This is a genomic window from Paralimibaculum aggregatum (genome assembly GCF_030270585.1).
GTDB classification, from domain to species: domain Bacteria; phylum Pseudomonadota; class Alphaproteobacteria; order Rhodobacterales; family Rhodobacteraceae; genus Thermohalobaculum; species Thermohalobaculum aggregatum.
In genome coordinates this window covers 1-18,562 of record NZ_BSYI01000057.1, presented here as the reverse complement: position 1 = coordinate 18,562, position 18,562 = coordinate 1, and the positions used below count along the sequence as shown (strand labels likewise).

General features: G+C 72.9%; 19 protein-coding genes. 7 read left to right on the top strand and 12 right to left on the bottom strand.

From position 1 onward, the window contains the following. Positions 1-94: 94 nt before the first annotated feature. The 3 genes from QSJ97_RS22335 to QSJ97_RS22325 are packed head-to-tail and all read right to left on the bottom strand — an operon-like array spanning position 95 to position 1,841. A complete protein-coding gene (locus QSJ97_RS22335; RefSeq protein WP_285674567.1) occupies positions 95-793 on the bottom strand; it encodes an SCO family protein in 699 nt (232 codons plus the stop codon). Continuing rightward, positions 793-1,371, bottom strand: coding sequence for a hypothetical protein (locus QSJ97_RS22330; protein WP_285674566.1), 579 nt, complete (start codon positions 1,369-1,371; stop codon positions 793-795). Before QSJ97_RS22330 ends, QSJ97_RS22335 begins: the two co-directional genes overlap by 1 nt. A 14-nt stretch (positions 1,372-1,385) precedes the next feature. Beyond that, a complete protein-coding gene (locus QSJ97_RS22325) occupies positions 1,386-1,841 on the bottom strand; it encodes a hypothetical protein (RefSeq protein ID WP_285674565.1) in 456 nt (151 codons plus the stop codon). A gap of 234 nt (positions 1,842-2,075) precedes the next feature. On the opposite strand from QSJ97_RS22325, the gene QSJ97_RS22320 reads away from it, so the two are divergent. From QSJ97_RS22320 to leuB, 4 genes are all read left to right on the top strand, one after another. Next, positions 2,076-2,699 (top strand): HD domain-containing protein, encoded by a 624-nt coding sequence (locus QSJ97_RS22320; protein WP_285674564.1) that lies wholly within the window; start codon positions 2,076-2,078, stop codon positions 2,697-2,699. Further along, positions 2,696-3,649: an NUDIX hydrolase gene (locus tag QSJ97_RS22315; protein WP_285674563.1), complete on the top strand. Its 954-nt coding sequence runs from the start codon at positions 2,696-2,698 to the stop codon at positions 3,647-3,649. The genes QSJ97_RS22320 and QSJ97_RS22315 overlap by 4 nt, the downstream gene beginning before the upstream one ends. A 79-nt stretch (positions 3,650-3,728) precedes the next feature. Further along, complete coding sequence (locus QSJ97_RS22310) at positions 3,729-4,643, top strand: LysM peptidoglycan-binding domain-containing protein (RefSeq protein ID WP_285674562.1); 915 nt, start codon at positions 3,729-3,731, stop codon at positions 4,641-4,643. A 736-nt stretch (positions 4,644-5,379) separates the two neighbouring features. Continuing rightward, a complete protein-coding gene (leuB, locus tag QSJ97_RS22305) occupies positions 5,380-6,483 on the top strand; it encodes a 3-isopropylmalate dehydrogenase (protein WP_285674561.1) in 1,104 nt (367 codons plus the stop codon). Positions 6,484-6,768: 285 nt separating this feature from the next. Here the strand turns inward: leuB and QSJ97_RS22300 are convergent, their stop codons facing one another. Beyond that, positions 6,769-7,137: a hypothetical protein gene (locus tag QSJ97_RS22300; RefSeq protein ID WP_285674560.1), complete on the bottom strand. Its 369-nt coding sequence runs from the start codon at positions 7,135-7,137 to the stop codon at positions 6,769-6,771. A gap of 144 nt (positions 7,138-7,281) precedes the next feature. Between QSJ97_RS22300 and QSJ97_RS22295 the strand changes: the two genes are divergently transcribed. Further along, on the top strand, positions 7,282-8,790 hold the full coding sequence (locus tag QSJ97_RS22295; RefSeq protein ID WP_285674558.1) for a YifB family Mg chelatase-like AAA ATPase: 1,509 nt from the start codon (positions 7,282-7,284) through the stop codon (positions 8,788-8,790). A gap of 10 nt (positions 8,791-8,800) precedes the next feature. On the opposite strand, the gene QSJ97_RS22290 is transcribed toward QSJ97_RS22295, so the two are convergent. Further along, positions 8,801-9,688, bottom strand: a complete 888-nt coding sequence (locus QSJ97_RS22290; protein ID WP_285674557.1) for a hypothetical protein — start codon at positions 9,686-9,688, stop codon at positions 8,801-8,803. Continuing rightward, positions 9,685-10,134, bottom strand: a complete 450-nt coding sequence (locus QSJ97_RS22285) for a hypothetical protein (protein ID WP_285674555.1) — start codon at positions 10,132-10,134, stop codon at positions 9,685-9,687. Before QSJ97_RS22285 ends, QSJ97_RS22290 begins: the two co-directional genes overlap by 4 nt. 146 nt (positions 10,135-10,280) lie before the next feature. Between QSJ97_RS22285 and QSJ97_RS22280 the strand changes: the two genes are divergently transcribed. Further along, a complete protein-coding gene (locus QSJ97_RS22280) occupies positions 10,281-11,303 on the top strand; it encodes an aspartate-semialdehyde dehydrogenase (RefSeq protein WP_285674554.1) in 1,023 nt (340 codons plus the stop codon). A gap of 478 nt (positions 11,304-11,781) precedes the next feature. Here QSJ97_RS22280 and QSJ97_RS22275 read toward each other — a convergent pair whose 3' ends face one another. From QSJ97_RS22275 to guaB, 3 genes are read right to left on the bottom strand one after another with little or no spacing between them, the layout of a single operon-like run. Continuing rightward, entirely contained in the window at positions 11,782-13,023 is a 1,242-nt protein-coding gene (locus QSJ97_RS22275; RefSeq protein ID WP_285674553.1) for an RsmB/NOP family class I SAM-dependent RNA methyltransferase, read from the bottom strand. Then, on the bottom strand, positions 13,020-13,499 hold the full coding sequence (locus QSJ97_RS22270) for a hypothetical protein (RefSeq protein ID WP_285674550.1): 480 nt from the start codon (positions 13,497-13,499) through the stop codon (positions 13,020-13,022). The genes QSJ97_RS22275 and QSJ97_RS22270 overlap by 4 nt, the downstream gene beginning before the upstream one ends. Further along, on the bottom strand, positions 13,450-14,910 hold the full coding sequence (guaB, locus tag QSJ97_RS22265; RefSeq protein WP_285674549.1) for an IMP dehydrogenase: 1,461 nt from the start codon (positions 14,908-14,910) through the stop codon (positions 13,450-13,452). Before guaB ends, QSJ97_RS22270 begins: the two co-directional genes overlap by 50 nt. Positions 14,911-15,023: 113 nt before the next feature. On the opposite strand from guaB, the gene QSJ97_RS22260 reads away from it, so the two are divergent. Further along, a complete protein-coding gene (locus QSJ97_RS22260) occupies positions 15,024-15,587 on the top strand; it encodes a hypothetical protein (RefSeq protein WP_285674548.1) in 564 nt (187 codons plus the stop codon). A gap of 162 nt (positions 15,588-15,749) precedes the next feature. Here QSJ97_RS22260 and QSJ97_RS22255 read toward each other — a convergent pair whose 3' ends face one another. The 3 genes from QSJ97_RS22255 to QSJ97_RS22245 all read right to left on the bottom strand — a co-directional run bounded on the left by QSJ97_RS22255 (position 15,750) and on the right by QSJ97_RS22245 (position 18,290). Next, entirely contained in the window at positions 15,750-16,463 is a 714-nt protein-coding gene (locus QSJ97_RS22255) for a hypothetical protein (RefSeq protein WP_285674547.1), read from the bottom strand. A 90-nt stretch (positions 16,464-16,553) separates the two neighbouring features. Continuing rightward, entirely contained in the window at positions 16,554-17,528 is a 975-nt protein-coding gene (locus QSJ97_RS22250) for a hypothetical protein (protein WP_285674546.1), read from the bottom strand. Positions 17,529-17,690: 162 nt separating this feature from the next. Then, positions 17,691-18,290 carry a hypothetical protein gene (locus QSJ97_RS22245; protein ID WP_285674545.1) on the bottom strand — a complete coding sequence of 200 codons (600 nt, stop codon included), beginning with the start codon at positions 18,288-18,290 and terminating at the stop codon, positions 17,691-17,693. Between the last annotated feature and the right edge of the window lie 272 nt (positions 18,291-18,562).

Below are 18,562 nucleotides of genomic sequence, written 5' to 3'. Positions count from 1 at the left end.
GATTCCTCCCGCACTGATCCGCCGCCCGGAATATTATCCGGGTTGCGCCCGCGTCAATGCAGCGCGCCTTCGCGGGTGGCTCGGAGACGGGAGTTCAGAGATAGCCGGCGACGATCTCGGCGATGCGCTCCGGCCCGAGGATCGGCGGCATCAGGGTGAGCACCCGGCCCTCCGGCCCGACCAGATAGAGGAAGCTGCCATGGGCGTAGATCGGGTTGCCCGCCGGGTCCTCCGCGACCTGGCTCACCTCGACCTGGAAGGCCGCGCGGGCCTCTGCCAGCGCCGCCTCCGGCCCGGTCAGCCCGATCAGCCGCGGATGCCAGCGCGCCAGCGCCGGGCCGAGCGCCGCCACCGTGTCGCGCGCCGGGTCGATGGTGATCAGCACCGGCGCCAGCCCCGCGCCGGCCGGGCCCATCAGCTCGAGCGCCTCGGCGAGCCGCGGCAGCGCCACCGAGCAGATCGAGTCGCAATTGGCATAGCCGAAGAAGACCAGCATCGGCCGGCCGGCGAAATCCGCCTGGGTGACCGCCCGCCCGGTATGGTCGGTCAGCGCGAAGCGCGGCGCGATCTCCACCGGGAAGGGCAGCCCCGCGCTCGGCGCCGGCGCGGCGCCCGCAGCCGCCGGCGCGGCGGCGATCCGGCCGTCGCCGGCACCGTGCGCCGCGGCCTCGGCGGCGCTGTCATGCACCACCCCGTCATGCCCGCGGGCGACGCCCGAGGCCAGCACCAGCCCGAGTTCGAGCACCAGCCCCACCGCCAGCACCCCGAGCGCGGCACAGACCCGGCGGCGCATCAGAAGTTCTCCTCGATGAACTCGCGGTCGCGCTCGAGCCCGAGGCCGAGATAGCCATGCGCCTCGATCTCGGCCTTCACCGCCGGGTCGCGGCGGAACCAGGGCCCCTCGCCCCCGGCGACCTCGGGGTTCTTCGCGGCCCAGGCCTTGGTCCAGTGGTCGGCCTTCACCCAGTCCGCCGCGCCCTCGGGCTTGACCAGGAAGATCTGGTACAGCTTGGTGTCGGTCAGCTCCGGATTGCCGACGAGGAGCCCGTCGACCGCCACGGTCTGCCCGCAATAGAGCGCGAGATCGGCACCGCCGCCGTTGAAGGCGGCCTGGCGGTTCTTGGCCACCAGCACCAGCTTGCCGTCGGCCTCGCGGATCAGCCCCATCTGGCGCAGCCCGGCGCCGCAATCGGCCGGGCAGTCGCCGGTCAGCGCGCAGACGATGTCCACGACCTTCGCGGTGAAGGTGGCGTTCTCGCGGCCGGCGAGATTGTCCCAGCCGGTGACCTGGCTGCCCTCGGAGAACTCGCCCTCGGCAGCGGCCGGGAGGGCGATGAGCGCGGCCAGGGCCGCGGCGATGAGCGCACGCATGGCGGGTCTCCCTCTCATTCCGGTTCGGGGATCGCGAAACCCGGGACGACGAAATAGTCCTCGTGGGTCTCGTTGGTGATGCCGGCATCGGCGACGACCTCCTCGACGAAGAGGTAGTTGATGCCGTCGCGCACATGCAGGATGCCGTCGGCGGTCAGCTCGTGGCTCTGCACCGTCAGCAGCGTGTTGTCGGCCACCGCCGCCTCGCCCTTCCACTTCACGATCATGTAGACCGTGCCGTCCTCGGCGAGCATGCCCACCGGGATGCCGCCGGCGGCGCACCAGAGCGCGCAGGTGTGGTGCGAGGTGCCCACCACCGCCTCGGGCGCGCCCATCACGCCGGAATAGTAGCACCAGGTGTCGATCACCTCGCCGGTGACCTGCACCCGCTCGCCCTCGGCGGCACCGGCGCCGCCCGCGGCGAGCGCCAGACCGGTCGCCGCCATCGCGGCGGCAAGAACGCTTCGCATCATCAGTCTCCCTGGCCGTTTGACGCGAGTGTAGCCTTGCGCGCGCCGGCGGGGTGATCACGTTTCCCCGAGCGGAATGAAATTTCCGTCACCGTGACGGATCGGCCCGCGATGCCGCCGCGCCCTCGACAACGGCGCACGCGCGGCCTAGAGACCGAACCGGGAACACCGGAGACGGACACCGGAGACGAATGCCGGGCGGGACACCCCGGGGCAGGCATGGCGAGGGAAGGCATGGCGGAGACCGCGCGCGCTTGGCAGAGGATGCTCTCGGGCCGCAGGCTCGACCTGCTGGACCCCTCGCCGCTCGACATCGAGATCGAGGACATCGCCCACGGCCTCGCCCGGGTGGCGCGCTGGAACGGGCAGACCCTCGGCGACTGGCCCTACACGGTGGCCGAGCATTCCCTGCTGGTCGAGGAGCTGCTCGTCGCGCTGAAGCCGAAGGCGCGGCCCGAGGAGCGGCTGGCGGCGCTGCTGCACGACGCCCCGGAATACGTGATCGGCGACATGATCTCGCCCTTCAAGGCGGCGCTCGGGCTCGACTACCGCGCCTTCGAGGCCCGGCTCGCCGCGGCGGTGCATATCCGCTTCGGCCTGCCGCCGGAGCCGGCGCCGGGGCTGGCGAAGCTGATCAAGCGGGCGGACCGTCTCTCCGCCTGGTTCGAGGCGACCCAGCTCGCCGGCTTCACGCCCGCCGAGGCGGCGCGCTTCTTCCCGCGGCCGCGCTTCCAGGGGGCGGCGCAGATCCGCCTCGCGCCGCGGCCCACCGGCGCGGTGAAGGCGGCCTTCCTGGCCCGCTTCGCCGCGCTCGGCGGCAATGGCGGCGCGGGCGCGGGCGCGGGGGGCGCCGGATGAGCGGCCCCGGCCCCGGCCCCGATCCGGTGAAGGTCGAGCTCTCGGCGGTGGTCTTCGCCCTCGGCGGCGAGCCGGCCCGCCAGGTGCCGCTGGTGCTGACCCCGGATGCCGGGCAGGGGCCCGACCTGCCGACCGCCGCCTATGACCCCGGCCGCCATCCCCGCCTGCAGACCGCGCTGCGCGACTGGGTGGCCGAGCGCACCGGGCTGGAGCTCGGCCATGTCGAGCAGCTCTACACCTTCGGCGACCCGATCCGCAGCCGCGCCGGCCAGCCGCACACCGTCTCGATCGGCTATCTCGCGCTGGTCGGCCCGGAGGCCGCCGCCGGACCGGCCTGGAGCCCCTGGGCGCGCTGGTTTCCCTGGGAGGACCGGCGCCACGGCCCGGCGCCGCTGATCGGCGGGGCGATCCTGCCGGCGCTCGCCGCCTGGGCCGGGGCGGAGGCGCAGCGGGTCGAGCGCGTGCGCCTGCTCTTCGGCACCGAGGACCACCCCTGGCGCGACGAGCTGGCGCTGGAGCGCTACGAGCTGCTCTACGAGGCCGATCTGGTGCCGGAGGCCTTCCGCGACCGCGGCGAGGCGCCGCCCGCCCTGCCGCCGCTCGGCAGCCCGGCGCCGCGCGACCACCGGCGCATCATGGCCACCGGCATCGGCCGCCTGCGCGGCAAGCTGAAATACCGCCCCGTGCTGTTCGAGCTGGTCGGCGCGTGCTTCACCCTGCTCGAGCTGCAGCGCGCGGCCGAGGCGGTCTCGGGCGTGGCGCTGCACAAGCAGAACTTCCGCCGCATGGTCGAGCGCTCCGGGCTGATCGAGCCCACCGGCAGCACCACCGCGCGCCATGGCGGGCGCCCCGCCGCCGAGTATCGCCTGGCGCCTGAGGCGACCTGGGAGCGCCGCGCCGCCTCGGTGCGCTTCGGCGGCGCCCGGCGCGGCCCGCCGCGGCCCGATTGAACCTTCCGGCCCCCTGAGGGGCACCCATCCCTGACGCCGAGGACAGGGTGAGTGACCCGCCAGGAAAGGAGAGGCCGCGATGGGAAGGCATCTTCGCGACTACAAGCTGAAATCGGGCGACACGCTGGTGGCGCTCGCCAGGCGCTACAAGCACAGCTCCTGGAAGCCGATCTGGAACGCCAAGCGCAATGCCAGGCTTCGCGGCAAGCGCAAGCGGCCGGAATGCCTGCAGGCCGGCGACATCGTGTTCATCCCGGTGGCGCCGGTGGAGAAGAAGCTGATCGAGCGCGAGATCTGGCGCCAGAACATGCTGCGCAACAGTCATCTCGACTGGCAGGCCGACCTCAGGGCCGGCATCGCCCAGCTCGAGCGCAGCCGGCGCGTGCTGGCGACATACCAGGTGCAGATCGACGCCATGGCCGACCGGGTGATCGCGCAGCTCAACACCTACCGCCGCAAGATCAAGAATGTCGGCAATGCGGTGGACGCGGCGAACACGGTGATCAACGTCACCCGCAGCGTCACCGCGATCGGCCGCAAGGCGCACAAGGCCTCGAAGGCCACCGGCGACGAGCTCAGGAAGATCAACAAGGAGCTCGAGAAGTCGGTCAAGAAGAAGATCGTCGACGGCAAGGTCGAGGCGGTGCGCAAGCAGATCAGGCACCTGCAGGGCACCATGCTGGAGCCGGTGCACATCGTCAACGACAGCTGGGACAAGATCAACTCGCCGTCCTTCTGGAGCATGGCGGTGGCGCAGATGCTCGACGGCAAGGGCTGGTCGGATGCGGTGACCTATGATGTCGACGAGGATTTCGACAACAAGATCGCCATCATCAACCGCGACCGGCGGCGCTACAAGGCGAGCATCGCGGCCGAGATCCGCAAGCAGGCGACGGCGATCGCCGACATGCGCCGGGCGATCGATGCCAGCGCCCGGCGCGCGCGCGAGATCGAGGACGCCTCGATGGAGCTGATGGACCTGATCCGGCACTGATGACGGAGGGGCGGGGGGGGCCGCGCGCCCCGTCCGCCCGGGTGCTCCGCGGAGGAGGGGTGCGGATCGGGCCGGGTGCGGATCGGGCCGGGCGCCGGCAGCGGCCGGTCCCGGCGGCGCCGGGCAGCCCGCCCGCCCGCCGCGCGATCTCGGCGCCATCGCTCTCCTTCGCCGGGGAGCCTCGCGCAATGGCCCGGCGCGCTGGCGGTGCCGACGGAGCGCGCCCGCAGGTCCAAGGCGATCCTGTCGCGGTTCATGGCCCGACCGACGCGATGGCTGGCCACGGCGCAGGCGCCGGGCTTGCGGGAAACGATATCGATCTGCCTGCCCGGGGCACGGGTCATCGCCGTGCCGCCTGGCATTTCGAGGACAACGGCGCCGGTGCAGACCGCCGCCCCGCCGCTGCTGCCGGCAACCGGCCGCCGGGATCGATGCCGATCGCGCCGGAAGGGGCGACGATGTCCGCACCGGTCAGTGCCCATCGCCGCCGCCCCGGCTCCCGGCATCCGCCCGAGGCGCGGCGTGGCACCGGGGGGCGGCGCGGGCTGCGCCCATGCCCGCCCGGCCAGTCGCGCCATTCGCGCCCATGCCGGTCCGGTTCCGCGCAGGTGGTTGCCGCGGCGGCCCGGCCGCGGTGCCAGCGCTCGCTTGATCCCTCTCCCGCTTTGCGCGAGAACGCCGCGGATGCGGACATGCCCGCGCGGAGCAGAGGCGCGGCAAGAGGAGGGACCTCCGGATGACGATGAAGCTCTTGATCCTGGCCGGCGACGGCATCGGCCCCGAGGTGATGGCCGAGGTGGTCAAGGTGATCGAGTGGCACAAGCGCCAGGGCCTCGACTTCGTGGTGAGCCACGACCTCGTGGGCGGCGCGGCCTACGACGCCCATGGCACGCCGCTGACCGACGCGACCATGGAGCGCGCGCAGGGCGTCGATGCGGTGCTGCTCGGCGCCGTCGGCGGCCCGAAATACGACAATCTCGACTTCTCGGTGAAGCCCGAGCGCGGCCTGCTGCGCCTGCGCAAGGAGATGGATCTCTATGCCAACCTGCGCCCGGCACAGTGCTTCGACGCGCTGGCCGACCATTCCTCGCTGAAGCGCGATCTGGTCGCCGGGCTCGACATCATGATCGTGCGCGAGCTGACCTCGGGGGTCTATTTCGGCGAGCCCCGCGGCGTCTCCAGGGAGGGCAACGAGCGCGTCGGGATCAACACCCACCGCTATACCGAGAGCGAGATCGCCCGCGTCGCGCGCTCCGCCTTCGAGCTCGCCCGCAAGCGCTCCAACCGGGTCTGCTCGATGGAGAAGCGCAACGTCATGGAGGCCGGCATCCTCTGGCACGACGTGGTGGAGGAGGTGCACAAGGCCGAGTATGCCGATGTCGAGCTCTCGCACATGCTGGCCGATGCCGGGGCGATGCAGATCGTCCGCGCGCCGAAGCAGTTCGACGTGATCGTCACCGACAACCTGTTCGGCGACCTGCTGTCGGACTGCGCCGCGATGCTCACCGGCTCGCTCGGCATGCTGCCCTCGGCGAGCCTCGGCGCGCCGATGGAGAACGGCCGGCCGAAGGCGCTCTACGAGCCGGTGCACGGCTCGGCGCCGGACATCGCCGGCCAGGGCAAGGCGAACCCGATCGCCTGCATCCTCTCCTTCGCGATGGCGCTGCGCTATTCCTTCGATCTCGGCGCCGAGGCCGACCGGCTCGAGGCCGCGGTCGAGGACGTGCTGGCCGAGGGGCTGCGCACCCCGGATCTCGGGCAGGACGAGGACACCCGCAGCGTCGGCACCCAGGAGATGGGCGACGCGATCCTGAAGGCGCTCGACGCCCGCGCGGCCTGAGCGGCACCGGGCGCGCGCCGGGTCCGCGCCGCCCGGGCCCCGCCCGCCCCGCTGCCGGGCCCTCGGGGGAGGGGCCGACGGCACCGCCCGCCCGGGCGGGCCGCGCCCTGCGCCAGCCCCGGCCCGGCCGGTCCGGCGCCGGTTCCGATTGCACGGAACGGCGCGGCGATGGCTGGCCGGGGTTCGGGGTCCGGGGTCCGGGGGCCCGCGGTCGCGGCCGGCCTGCCACGCCGGGGCCATGCCGAACCCGGTTGCCCCGTTGCGGGGCAAGGGGTGCGGCGGCGGTCAGTTCCGGAGCGTGATCGGCAGGCGCTCGGCGGACCAGCCATGCACGCTGTCCCGGGCCTCGATGGCCACTTCGCCGACGCCCGCGGGGATCGCCACGCCGGAGAGCGACCGGGTGAAGGGCTGCTCCTCGACATGCGGGTGGTGCAGCGTGCGGGTGCCATAGACGGTGCCGTCCGGCCCCACCACGCGCCAGGCATCGGCATAATGCTCCCAGCCGGTATCGGCATGCTGCAGCGTCACGTCGAAGCGCCAGGTCTCGCCCGATTTCACGGCTCTGGCGGCGGTGATCTCGACCTCTCCCGCGGCGGCGGGCGGGGCGAGGAGGGCGGCGGCGAGCAATGCGGCTGGGGCGAGAGGGCGGATCATCGGGCGCTCCGTGCTGGGGGATGGCGGGAATCTACGCCTCTGGCGGGCCGGCACAACCCCGGCGCGCAGCGGCGTTAACCTCGGTTAACCCGGCATTAACCCTGTTGGGCGCCTTCTCGTCTGCAAAGCGGTCGGAGGCGGGCGGTGGTCAGCAGGGTGCAGTCGGTGGCGTTCGTCGGGGTCGAGGCCCGGCCGGTGACGGTGGAATGCGCGCTGACGCCGGGGCTGCCGGCGTTCAACCTCGTCGGCCTGCCGGACAAGGCGGTCTCCGAGGCGCGCGAGCGGGTGCGCGCGGCGCTCACCGCCATCGGCCTCGGCCTGCCGCCGCAGCGCATCACCATGAACCTCTCGCCGGCCGACCTGCCCAAGGCCGGCTCGCATTTCGACCTGCCGATCGCGCTGGCGCTGATGACCGCGCTCGGCGTCGTGCCGCCGGAGGAGGCGGCGGGCTATGTCGCGCTCGGCGAGCTGGCGCTCGACGGCTCGCTGCGCCCGGTGCAGGGCGCGCTGCCGGCGGCGCTCGCGGCGGCCGGGGGCGGGCAGGGGCTGATCTGCCCGGCCGGCTGCGGGCCGGAGGCGGCCTGGGTCGGCGCCTGCGAGGTGCTGGCCGCGCCGGGGCTGGTGGATCTGATCAACCACTTCGCCGGCCGCGCGCCGCTCGGGGCGCCGGAGCCCGGGCCGGTGATCGAGATCGAGGGCCAGCCCGACCTGCTCGACGTCAAGGGCCAGGAGACCGCGCGCCGCGCCATCGAGGTCGCGGCCGCCGGCGGGCATCATCTCCTGATGGTCGGCGAGCCCGGCTCGGGCAAGTCGATGCTGGCCCGGCGCATTCCCTCGATCCTGCCGCCGCTCTCGCCGGCCGAGGCGCTGGAGGTCGCGACGATCCGCTCGCTGGCCGCCGAGAGCGCGGGCCAGCCCGGCGCGATGTCGCGCGTGCGGCCGTTCCGGGACCCGCATCACACCGCCTCGCGCGCCGCGCTGGTCGGCGGCGGCACCCAGGCGAAGCCCGGCGAGATCAGCCTTGCGCACCGGGGCGTGCTGTTCCTCGACGAGCTGCCGGAGTTCGACCCGCGCGTGCTCGAGAGCCTGCGCCAGCCGCTCGAGACCGGGGAGATCCTGGTCTCCCGCGCCAATGCCCATGTCACCTATCCGGCGCGCTTCCTGCTGGCGGCGGCGATGAACCCCTGCCGCTGCGGCTATCTCACCGATGCCGGGCGCGCCTGCTCGCGGGCGCCGCGCTGCGGTTCGGCCTACACCGCGAAGATCTCCGGGCCGCTGCTCGACCGGTTCGACATCCGCCTCGAGGTGCCGCCGGTGACACCCGCGGTGCTGGCGCTGCCGAGCCACGGCGAGGGCTCGGCGAAGGTCGGCGCGCGGGTGGCGGAGGCGCGCGGCGCCCAGGTCGAGCGGGCCAACGGCCACGGGCCGGCCTGCAATGCCGAGCTCGAGGGCGCGGCGCTCGACAGGGCGGCCGAGCCGGATGCGCCGGGCCTGGCGCTGCTGCAGGCGGCGGCGGAGCGCTACCGCTATTCGGCGCGGGGCTATCACCGGGTGCTCAGGCTGGCGCGCACCATCGCCGATCTCGACGGCGCGGTGGCGGTCGGCAGGGTGCATGTCGCCGAGGCGGTCTCCTATCGCCGGATGCCGGGCTGAGCGGCGCCCGTCAGATCAGCAGCGCCGGGCGGTAGCCGAGCAGATAGGTGACCAGCAGCCAGCCGATCACCCCGACATAGATCACCCGCATGCCGCGCGAGCGGTCGTCGGTCAGCGCGAAGCCCATGATGCAGTTGAGGCTGAGGAAGACGTTCTCGTGGCGCATCGCATAGACCGTGATGACGAAGAACACGATCACCAGATGCAGCACCACGCCGAGGCGCCGCCGGAACAGGAGAGCGACCTCGAGCCCGCCCTGGAAGGCGATCGAGCTGTAGGTCATCGCCAGCGCCGTGGCGGCGAGGCCCTCGGGCAGCGGCGGCAGCGGCGTGACCGATCCGGCGGAGAGCGCGTAATCCGCCAAGACCCGGTCGCGCAATGCGGTGGCGGCGATGTCCGCCTCGCCGATGCCGGGGATCAGCAGCGGCGTCAGCATGCCGTAGATGTCGCGCTGCAGGAGGAACTGCCCGAGCAGGTCGCCATCCATGTAGAAGGGCGAGCTCACCTTCTGGATCAGCGCCAGCCCCATCAGCAGCGCCAGCATGAACAGGCAGAAGCGCTCGGCATGCGGCCAGAACGGCTCCGCCCGCCAGAGCAGCGCCATCAGGAGCGCGAAATAGGCGAGCACGAACTCGTGGTTGGCGGCGCGGAAATAGTCCGGGATCAGCCGTGCCGCGAAGGCGAGCGCCAGCACGGTCCAGAGCGCCTGGCCGATTCGCCGGTCCGGCATGACAAGGGCCAGCGCGCCGGTCGCCAGCATCGCCCAGGTGAGCGGCGGGAGCGTGCCGCCCGCGGTGCCGACGAGATGCGCGGCGAGCGCCGCCGCGATCAGCGCGCGCAGCACGGCGGGGTGCTTCTCCAGCACCGCCTGCCAGGGGCGGATCGGGAGGCGCGTCACCGGGCCGGCTCCGCGACGAAGAGCCGGCGCGTGCGGATCTCGCCATGCGCCACCGAGAGCCGCAGCTCGTGCACCTCGATGCGCGTCGGGGCGCCGATCAGCGCCTGCAGCCGCGCCGCCTCCGCCGCCCGCGGGAAGAAGCGCAGATAGGCCGCCTGGCGCAGGATCGCGATCTGCCGGTCCCGCGGGATCACGCCGCCGGCGAGCGCCGCGAGATCGCCGGCGGGCCGCGGGAAGAGCCGCACGGCCGCCGCCCCCTCGCCTCCGGCGCCGAGCGCCCAGACGCTGCGGTAGTTGGGATGCGGCTCGGTATACATGCCGTAGCCGCCGCCCTTCCAGGGCGTGAGCAGGTCGAAATGCGACTGGTAGTACTGCGCGCCGCCGATCAGCGCCGCCGCCAGCATCAGCGCCGACACCCCGTGCGTGATCGCTCCCTGCCGGTTCATGGACGCCCCCCCCCGGTCCTCCGCACCGCGCTTCCGGTGCAGCATATCACAGTAGAAACGAAACCGCCGAGACAGCCTCCGGCGGCCTTCCCCCGACGCGAAGAACCGGCTATCACCCTGCCGGTCTTGAAAATGGGGATCCTGAGATGGGCTATCGCATCGCTGTCGCCGGCGCCACGGGCAATGTGGGCCGGGAAATGCTCAACATCCTCGCCGAGCGCGAGTTCCCGGCGGACGAGGTCGTCGCGCTGGCGAGCCGCAACTCGCTCGGCACCGAGGTGAGCTATGGTGACGAGACCCTGAAGACCCGCGATCTCGACCAGTTCGATTTCACCGGGATCGACATCGCGCTCTTCGCCATCGGCTCGGGTCCGACCAAGACCTATGCGCCGAAGGCCGCCAGGGCCGGGGCGGTGGTGATCGACAACTCCTCGCTCTACCGCTACCAGCCCGACATCCCGCTGATCGTGCCGGAGGTGAACCCGGACGCGGTGGAGCAGTATCGCACCCACAACATCATCGCGAACCCGAACTGCTCGACGGCGCAGATGGTGGTGGCGCTGAAGCCGCTGCACGACCGGGCGCGGATCAGGCGGGTGGTGGTCTCGACCTATCAGTCGGTCAGCGGCGCCGGCAAGGAAGGCATGGACGAGCTCTGGCTCCAGACCAAGGGCATCTACGTGCCCGGCCAGGAGAAGGAGCCGAAGAAGTTCACCAAGCAGATCGCCTTCAACTGCATTCCCCATATCGACGTCTTCATGGAGGACGGCTCGACCAAGGAGGAATGGAAGATGGTGGTCGAGACCAAGAAGATCGTCGACCCGAAGATCAAGGTCACCGCGACCTGCGTGCGGGTGCCGGTCTTCGTCGGCCATTCCGAGGCGATCAACATCGAGTTCGAGGAGCCGCTCGACGCCGACGAGGCGCGCGAGATCCTGCGCGAGGCGCCGGGGATCATGGTCATCGACAAGCACGAGGACGGCGGCTACGCGACCCCGGTGGAATGCGCGGGCGACTTCGCCACCTTCGTCAGCCGGATCCGCGAGGACATCACGGTGGAGAACGGGCTGGCGATGTGGGTGGTCTCCGACAACCTGCGCAAGGGCGCGGCGCTCAACGCGGTGCAGATCGCCGAACTGCTCGGCCGGCGCTGCCTGAAGAAGGGCTGAAGGCCGCGGCCGGGCGCCGACCGCCGCGCGGCAGGATGTGCGCGGCTCGGAGCCCGGCAGATGCGGCGCCGCGGGAGCATTCCCCGGCCCGAGGCGAGACGGGCCTCAGGCCTTCCGCCGACCCGGGGTGACGGGGCGGCGGCTCTCGCCTTCGGGGTGCTGGCGCGGCCCCTCCTTGCAACGTGATCGAGGCCCAGCCCGGACGGTTCGGCGAGCGGCGCGGTCCGCCCCAGGCTTCGGCCCCTGCCGAGGCGCGGAGCGGAAAGGTTCCCCCGAACCAGCTTCGCGCCGGGAGGGGTGAGGCGCCGGCCCATGCGCGGCGAACCGGCGGGCTTGTCGAGCCATCGGGCGGCGCGGTGTTCCGCAGGCGATCGGGGAACGGGTCCGGCCTTTCGGCAGTGGCGCTCGGGCCCGGCGCGCCCGTTCCCGGCCACCGTCAGCCCGTCATGCGCGGCGGGCGCCGGACCGCGCCGCGCCGTCAGCCGGCGCGCAGCACCGCGGCGAAGAAGCCGTCGCCGCCGTCGAGCGGGGTCCAGGCGCGGCGGCTCTCGAGCGTGAAGCCCGGCAGCCCGGCCAGCGCCGCCGCCACCGTCCGGTCGTTCTCCGCCGGCATCATCGAGCAGGTGGCGTAGACCAGCCGCCCGCCGGGCGCGAGCAGTTCCGCGCCCCGGGCGATCAGCGCGCCCTGCGCGGCGCGGAGGCGTTCGAGCGCCGCGCGGGTCAGGCGCCATTTCGCATCCGGGTTGCGCGCCCAGGCGCCGGAGCCCGAGCAGGGCGCATCCACCAGCACCAGGTCGCAGCCGCCGGTGAAATCCGCCAGCGCCTCGGAGCCGACCACCTCGACGCTGGCACCGGCGCGCAGCGCCCGCGGCCCGAGCTGGGCGAGCCGCGTGGCCGAGACGTCATGCGCCCGGAGCCGGCCCCGGCCCGCCATCGCGGCGGCCAGCGCCAGGCTCTTGCCGCCGGCCCCGGCGCAGAGGTCGAGCACCCGCTCGCCGGGCCGCGCGGCGCAGAGATCGGCCACCGCCTGGCTGGCGGCGTCCTGCACCTCGACCAGCCCGTCGCGGAAGGCGCCGGAGCGGGCGACCCGCCGCGCGCCCTCGGTCACCGCGAGGCAGGTCGGCGAGAGCGGCCCCGGCACGGCGAGGATGCCGTCCTCCGCCAGCGCCGCGATGGCGCCCTCCGGGTCGGTCTTGAGCCTGTTGGCACGGAGGAACACCGGCGCCCGCCGGCGCAGCCGATCGAGCGCGCCCTCCGGAACCTCGCCCAGCAGTTCGGCGGCCAGCAGCCAGTCCGGCAGGTCGAGCCGCACCGCCTGCGGCGCATCGTCGAGCGGCGCACCCCCGGCCTCTCCGGCGGCGAGCGGGGGCGGGGCATGCCCCGCGCCGGTGAAGAGGGCGGCCGGGTCCTCGCCGTCCAGCCGCAGGCTGCCGATCAGCGCCGGGCGGCCCGGCCGGTCGGACGGGTCCGGCGTGCCGGGACCGGCGGCGAGGCCGGCGGGCGCGCCGCGGGCCAGGTCGCTCCGCCCCCCGGCCCAGAGCGCCGAGCGCAGCCGCCGCACCGCATCGTAGACGAGATCCGCCACCGCCCGCCGGTCGCCCGAGCCGGCATAGCGGTTCTCCCGCCCCCAGGCGGCGAGCACCCGGTCGAGACCCTCCGTGCCCGCCGCCCAGCGGTCGAGCACGGCGATGGCGGCTGCAACCCGCGCGCCGGGGGTCACTCCGCGGTCTCGAGGCAGAGGGTCAGCGAGCCCTCGTTGTCCGCGAGCCCGTCCGGCGCATCGTTGATCCGGGCATAGAGCGGCCCGGTCACCATCGGCTGGCCGGCGATCATCGCGCTCATCACGGTGCGGGAGAAGTCGCGATAGGACCAGACGCGCTTCGACTGGCTGGCGATCAGCAGCGCGCCGAGCGGATAGGCCTCGGCGATGCGCGGCGGCGCCCCGGCCGGCACGGCATCCGCCGGGTGGCCCTGGGCGCCGGTGCGGCGCAGCTCCGGCCGCGCCGTCCAGGTGCCGGCGGCATGGACATCGAGCAGCGCCCCGCGCGCCGGCAGCGCCACCCAGTCCGCCGTCGCCTCGACCTCGACGCAGGCCGCCCCGGCGAGCCCGGGCAGCAGCAGCGCGAGACCCGCGGCGCAGGCCGCCCTAGCTGCCGATGCGGTAGTTCGGGCTCTCGCGGGTGATCTGCACGTCATGGACATGGCTCTCCGTCAGCCCGGCATTGGTGATCCGGACGAACTCGCACTGGCCGCGCATCTCGGCGATGGTCGGCTTGCCGGTATAGCCCATGGCGGCGCGCAGGCCGCCGACCATCTGGTGCAGCACCGAGGCCACCGCGCCCTTGTAGGGCACCTGGCCCTCGATGCCCTCGGGCACCAGCTTGTGGGTGTCGGAGACTTCCTTCTGGAAGTAGCGGTCGGCCGAGCCGCGGGCCATGGCACCGACGCTGCCCATGCCGCGGTAGCTCTTGTAGCTGCGGCCCTGGAACAGGTAGACCTCGCCCGGCGCCTCGTCGGTGCCGGCCAGTGCCGAGCCGACCATCGCGGCATAGGCGCCGGCGGCGATCGCCTTGGCCAGATCGCCCGAGGACTTGATGCCGCCATCGGCGATCACCGGATGGCCGGTCTTGGCGGCCTCCTCGGCGCAGTCCATCACCGCGGTGAGCTGCGGCATGCCGACGCCGGCGACGATGCGGGTGGTGCAGATCGAGCCGGGCCCGATGCCGATCTTCACGCCGTCCGCCCCGGCATCGATCAGCGCGCGGGTGGCGGTCGGGGTCGCGACATTGCCGGCGAGCACCTGCACCGCGTTGGAATGCTTCTTGATCCGGCTCACCGCCTCGCCGACGGCGGCGGAATGGCCATGCGCGGTATCGACGACGATGAGGTCCACCCCGGCATCGATCAGCGCGGCGGAGCGGTCGAACCCCTCGTCGCCCACGGTGGTCGCGGCGGCGACGCGCAGCCGGCCGAGCGCGTCCTTGCTGGCATGCGGGTTGAGCACCGCCTTCTGGATGTCCTTGACCGTCAGCAGCCCGGTGCAGGCGCCCTGGGCATCGACCACCAGCAGCTTCTCGATGCGCCGGGTCTGCAGCAGCTTCTTGGCCTCGTCGAGGTCCACCGGCTCGCGCACCACGGCGAGGTGCTCGGCGGTCATCATCGCCGAGACCGGGGTGTTCGGGTCCTCGGCGAAGCGCATGTCGCGGTTGGTCAGGATGCCGACCAGCCGGTTCTCGGCATCGACCACCGGGAAGCCGGTGATGCCATACTGCTTCTGCGCCGCCCAGGCATCGGTGAGCGTATGGTCCGGTCGCAGGGTGATCGGGTTGTAGACGATGCCGCTCTCGAAGCGCTTGACCCCGCGCACCTGCGCCGCCTGCTCCTCGATGCTGAGGTTGCGGTGGATCACGCCGATGCCGCCGGACTGCGCCATGGCGATCGCCATGTCGATCTCGGTCACGGTATCCATGGCGGAGGACAGGAGCGGGATGTTGAGCTCGATCTCGCCGGTCACGCGGGTGCGGGTGTCGGCGCTGGTCGGCAGCACGGTGGAGGCTGCCGGCACCAGCAGCACATCGTCGAAGGTGAGCGCCTCGCGGATCTTCATGGCCCCTCCTTGACACGCCTCGGGCTTGGGCGTGTCCTATGTCACGTTCCGGGTGCGAAGGGAAGTGGGGGCGCGGCCCCGCGATGCCAGAACCCGTGGGGAGGAAACCCGCTATGACCATTGGGAAAGGCTTGGCCGCGGCGCTCGCGGCGGCGGCGCTGGCGGGGCCGGCGGCGGCGGAGACGGTCGAGCCCTGGCGCGCGGTGGCGGTGCTCGACGGCGACTGGAAGGATGACGGCCGGCGCGACCGGGCGGTGCTGCTGCAGGCCGACGGCATGGCGGATCTGCTGATCTATGTCGGCGGCGAGCGGCCGGGCAGCTTCGAGCTCGTCGAGGCCGGGCGCGGCATCGCCTGGCATGGCGGCGCCTGGGGCACGATCCCGAGCCTCGAGACGAGCCCGTCCGGCGGCATCCGGGTGCTCAGCCAGAACGAGGCGATCGGGCGCAACCGCTGGCACCAGGCGCTGACGATCGCCTATCGCGGCGGGCGCTTCGTGGTGGCGGGCTTCACCTATAACGCCTTCGACACGCTCGACCCGGCTGCCGGCACCGATTGCGACGTCAATCTCCTGACCGGCAAGGGGCTGCTCAACGGCGAGCCCTTCGCGACCGCGGCGCGGGCGCTGCCGGTCTCCGACTGGACCGAGGACGCGGCGCCGCGGGAATGCTTCCGCTGAGCCGCGCCGAGGCGGCCTGCTCGCGGGACTGAAAAGCGCGCGCCGGGGCACGGGGCTCCGGCGCGCGCGCGTCGTTCGAGGGGTCCCCGGCCCGCAGGCCGGTTCTCCGGCAGGTCACCCGCTCAGGTCACCCGCTCAGGTCACCCGATCAGGCCTCGGGCCTCAGTTCACCGGCGAGGCCAGCGCGTCGCCCAGCGTCTGCGCGCCGCCGCTCGGCGCCGAGGTCACGCCCGAGCCGGTGCCCGGCCCGTAGTTCACCGGCGGCTGCGGGTTGGGCGTGTAGGTGGTCGGCGGCTGCGGTTTCGGCGTGTAGGGCGGCTGCGGCGTCGGCGTATAGGTCACCGGCGGCTGCGGCTTGTAGGTCTTGGGCGGCTGCTTCGGCTTGTAACCGGTCTTCGGCGGGGTATAGACCGCCACCTTCTCGGCCCAGACCACCTCGTCGACGCGCCAGGCGGGGTCGATCGAGGCGCGGCAGATGGTGACCGCACCGCGCAGCGGCTTGCCGAAGAGCTCCTCGTGCTCGATCACGCCGCAGAGCTCGCCGGCGCGGGTGTCGACCCGCCAGGAGACGAGATCCACGAAGCCCTCGTTCTTGCGCAGGTCGTTGCGCCAGATCACCGGCGGCGCGCCCTGCGGGGCGGCGAGGGCGGCATCGGTGGCGGCGTCGATCTCGCGGCGGTCGGAGTTCTGCAGCGGCTGGCCGATCCGCTCCTCGATGATGGCCGAGAGCGAGAAGGTGCCGTCGATGAACACCGGGTCGAGCGCGCCGGTGGCGGGATCGACCATGCCCTCCCCGGTCCGGATGTTGGGCTGCTCGGGCCCGCAGGCGGAGACCGCGAGGGCGATCAGCGCGGCGAGCGAGGCATACTGGCGCATAACTCGGCTCCTTTCGGTTTTGTCAAAGCTGCGAACGAAAGCGGGCGGGCGGCAGGGCCTGATGCCCTACCGCCCGCCCCCCGGTTGCGATCACCAGTTGCCCGGATCCAGCTGGACCGGATGGCGCCGGCGCACCGGCACGCAGGAGACGGTGTAGGTGGCGCCGTCGACACCGACCCGGCCGCGATGGTTGGAATGCACCAGCATCTTCTCGAGGTTGCGGTGCAGTTTGCCCGGCGCGATGGTCGAGGTGTACTGCATCTTGCAGCTGGTGCTCGAGCAGACATCGGGGCGGTGGTTCAGATAGCCCTCGAAGATCACCAGATAGGGCTCGAAGTCGAGCCGGATCTCCGGCGAGCACTCGTCGAACACCAGGGTGTAGGTGCGCTCGAAGCCGACGCCGCCGGTCTGCGCGCCGCCGGTCGCGGGCGCGGCATAGCCGCCGCCGCCGGTGGTCACCTGGCCGCCGCCATGGCGCCCGAAGAAATCGTCGAGCTTGTCGGCGAGCACGCTGGAGAGCTCGACGCCCATGTCGCGGCCCTTGGTCGAGAGCTTCTCGAGCAGGCACTCGCGCGGGCAGTTGACCGGCAGGCGGAAGGTCTCGGGGCTCTCGACCTCGAAGGAGCCGACGAAGCGGCCGCTGTCCGGGTCGAGCACGCGGCCGGTGATCCGCATCTTCACGAAGCTCGCGAAGTCGGTCTTCTCGACGCTGGCGAAGACTTCATAGTTGACGATGATGTCGATCGGCTGGTTGGCCGTGCGGGCGACGATGATCAGCTCGTCCGGCGTGCGGCGCGAGCGGCCCTGCACGGTGGTCGACTGATAGCCGTCGATGCCGAGGGCGGTTTCGTCGAACACGCGATAGCCGCGCTGGTTCAGCCGGTCGTTGAGGCCCGACAGGATGTTGCGCTGCACGCGGCTGTTGCGCGGCACGGTATCCTGGTCGAAATCCTCGGTCATCACGAGCACGTTCGGGATGTCCTGGGCGACGCTGGGCGTTGCCGTGAAGGTGCCACCGAAGAGCGCGAGGCCCGCGATCCCGGCGGCGAGAGTCTTGATCCACATGTGTTGGGTCCTCTCCGTTGCGAAGCTGCACATGTCTACTCGATAAGCCGGTCAGGCACCGAATCGTGCAAGCGATCGTTACATTGCATTAGAAGAATGCCGGATGACGTGATGATTTACACGAGGGATTTCGCGCAGCGCCGTCGCAGCCGGGGCCGCGGGTCAACGGCGCAAGTCGTTCCAGCCCTCGGGAAATCCGCCCTGCGGCAGCCGCGGGGCGGGGTTCTGGCGGATCTGCGCCCAGGGATCGGTCGGGGTCTCCGGCTGCGGTGCCGGGCCCGGTGCCGGCAGCGGTTGGCGGCCGGTGCCGGCGCTGCCGGCGGCGCCCTCCGGAAGCAGCGCGAAGCTGAGCCGTACCGCGCCCTCGCCGGTGCCGTGCAGCACCAGCTCGAGCCGGGCCGGCGCGGTGAGCCGGGCATGGTCGATCCAGAGCGTCACCGGATCCGGGCTGCCGTCGCGGCGGAGCGCGAGGCGCAGGCCGGGGCTGTCGGGCGGGTCGAGCCGTGCCTCGAGTTCGAGCAGGCTGCCGCGGCGGAGCGCGACATGCAGCCCGCAGAGCCGCGGATCGGCCGGAATCTCGGTGCTCGCCGCCTCGAGCGCCAGCGCCTCCGGCAGCGGCTGCTGGCCGCTCATGGCGAACCAGCTGCAATCGAAACCGCCGCCGGGGCGCAGCCGCATCGCCGTCAGCGGGAGCTGCGAGACATCCGGCCCCTCGGGCGGCGGGACCGAGAGCGACGCCTCCGCCGCCACGGCCTGCGGCATGGCTGCCGCGGCGAGGCTTGCCGGCGCCCCGCCCCTGCGGGCCGGATCGGGCGGGAGGGCCAGAGCGGCGAGGCGCACCGGCGGGGCGTCGGCCCCGGCGAGCGCCGGGATTGCCGGGCCGGCGCGGGAGGCGGGCGCCGGGTCTGCCGCCGGGCGCGAGCAGTTCCGCGCCCCGGGCGATCAGCGCGCCCTGCGCGGCGCGGAGGCGTTCGAGCGCCGCGCGGGCCAGGCGCCATTTCGCATCCGGGTTGCGCGCCCAGGCGCCGGAGCCC

Coding starts and splice junctions, on each gene's coding strand:
- QSJ97_RS22335 (WP_285674567.1), bottom strand. CDS start 793: ATGCGCCGCCGGGTCTGTGCCGCGCTCGGGGTGCTGGCGGTGGGGCTG.
- QSJ97_RS22330 (WP_285674566.1), bottom strand. CDS start 1,371: ATGCGTGCGCTCATCGCCGCGGCCCTGGCCGCGCTCATCGCCCTCCCG.
- QSJ97_RS22325 (WP_285674565.1), bottom strand. CDS start 1,841: ATGCGAAGCGTTCTTGCCGCCGCGATGGCGGCGACCGGTCTGGCGCTC.
- QSJ97_RS22320 (WP_285674564.1), top strand. CDS start 2,076: ATGGCGGAGACCGCGCGCGCTTGGCAGAGGATGCTCTCGGGCCGCAGG.
- QSJ97_RS22315 (WP_285674563.1), top strand. CDS start 2,696: ATGAGCGGCCCCGGCCCCGGCCCCGATCCGGTGAAGGTCGAGCTCTCG.
- QSJ97_RS22310 (WP_285674562.1), top strand. CDS start 3,729: ATGGGAAGGCATCTTCGCGACTACAAGCTGAAATCGGGCGACACGCTG.
- leuB (WP_285674561.1), top strand. CDS start 5,380: ATGACGATGAAGCTCTTGATCCTGGCCGGCGACGGCATCGGCCCCGAG.
- QSJ97_RS22300 (WP_285674560.1), bottom strand. CDS start 7,137: ATGATCCGCCCTCTCGCCCCAGCCGCATTGCTCGCCGCCGCCCTCCTC.
- QSJ97_RS22285 (WP_285674555.1), bottom strand. CDS start 10,134: ATGAACCGGCAGGGAGCGATCACGCACGGGGTGTCGGCGCTGATGCTG.
- QSJ97_RS22280 (WP_285674554.1), top strand. CDS start 10,281: ATGGGCTATCGCATCGCTGTCGCCGGCGCCACGGGCAATGTGGGCCGG.
- QSJ97_RS22270 (WP_285674550.1), bottom strand. CDS start 13,499: ATGACGTGCAGATCACCCGCGAGAGCCCGAACTACCGCATCGGCAGCT.
- guaB (WP_285674549.1), bottom strand. CDS start 14,910: ATGAAGATCCGCGAGGCGCTCACCTTCGACGATGTGCTGCTGGTGCCG.
- QSJ97_RS22260 (WP_285674548.1), top strand. CDS start 15,024: ATGACCATTGGGAAAGGCTTGGCCGCGGCGCTCGCGGCGGCGGCGCTG.
- QSJ97_RS22255 (WP_285674547.1), bottom strand. CDS start 16,463: ATGCGCCAGTATGCCTCGCTCGCCGCGCTGATCGCCCTCGCGGTCTCC.
- QSJ97_RS22250 (WP_285674546.1), bottom strand. CDS start 17,528: ATGTGGATCAAGACTCTCGCCGCCGGGATCGCGGGCCTCGCGCTCTTC.
- QSJ97_RS22245 (WP_285674545.1), bottom strand. CDS start 18,290: ATGCCGCAGGCCGTGGCGGCGGAGGCGTCGCTCTCGGTCCCGCCGCCC.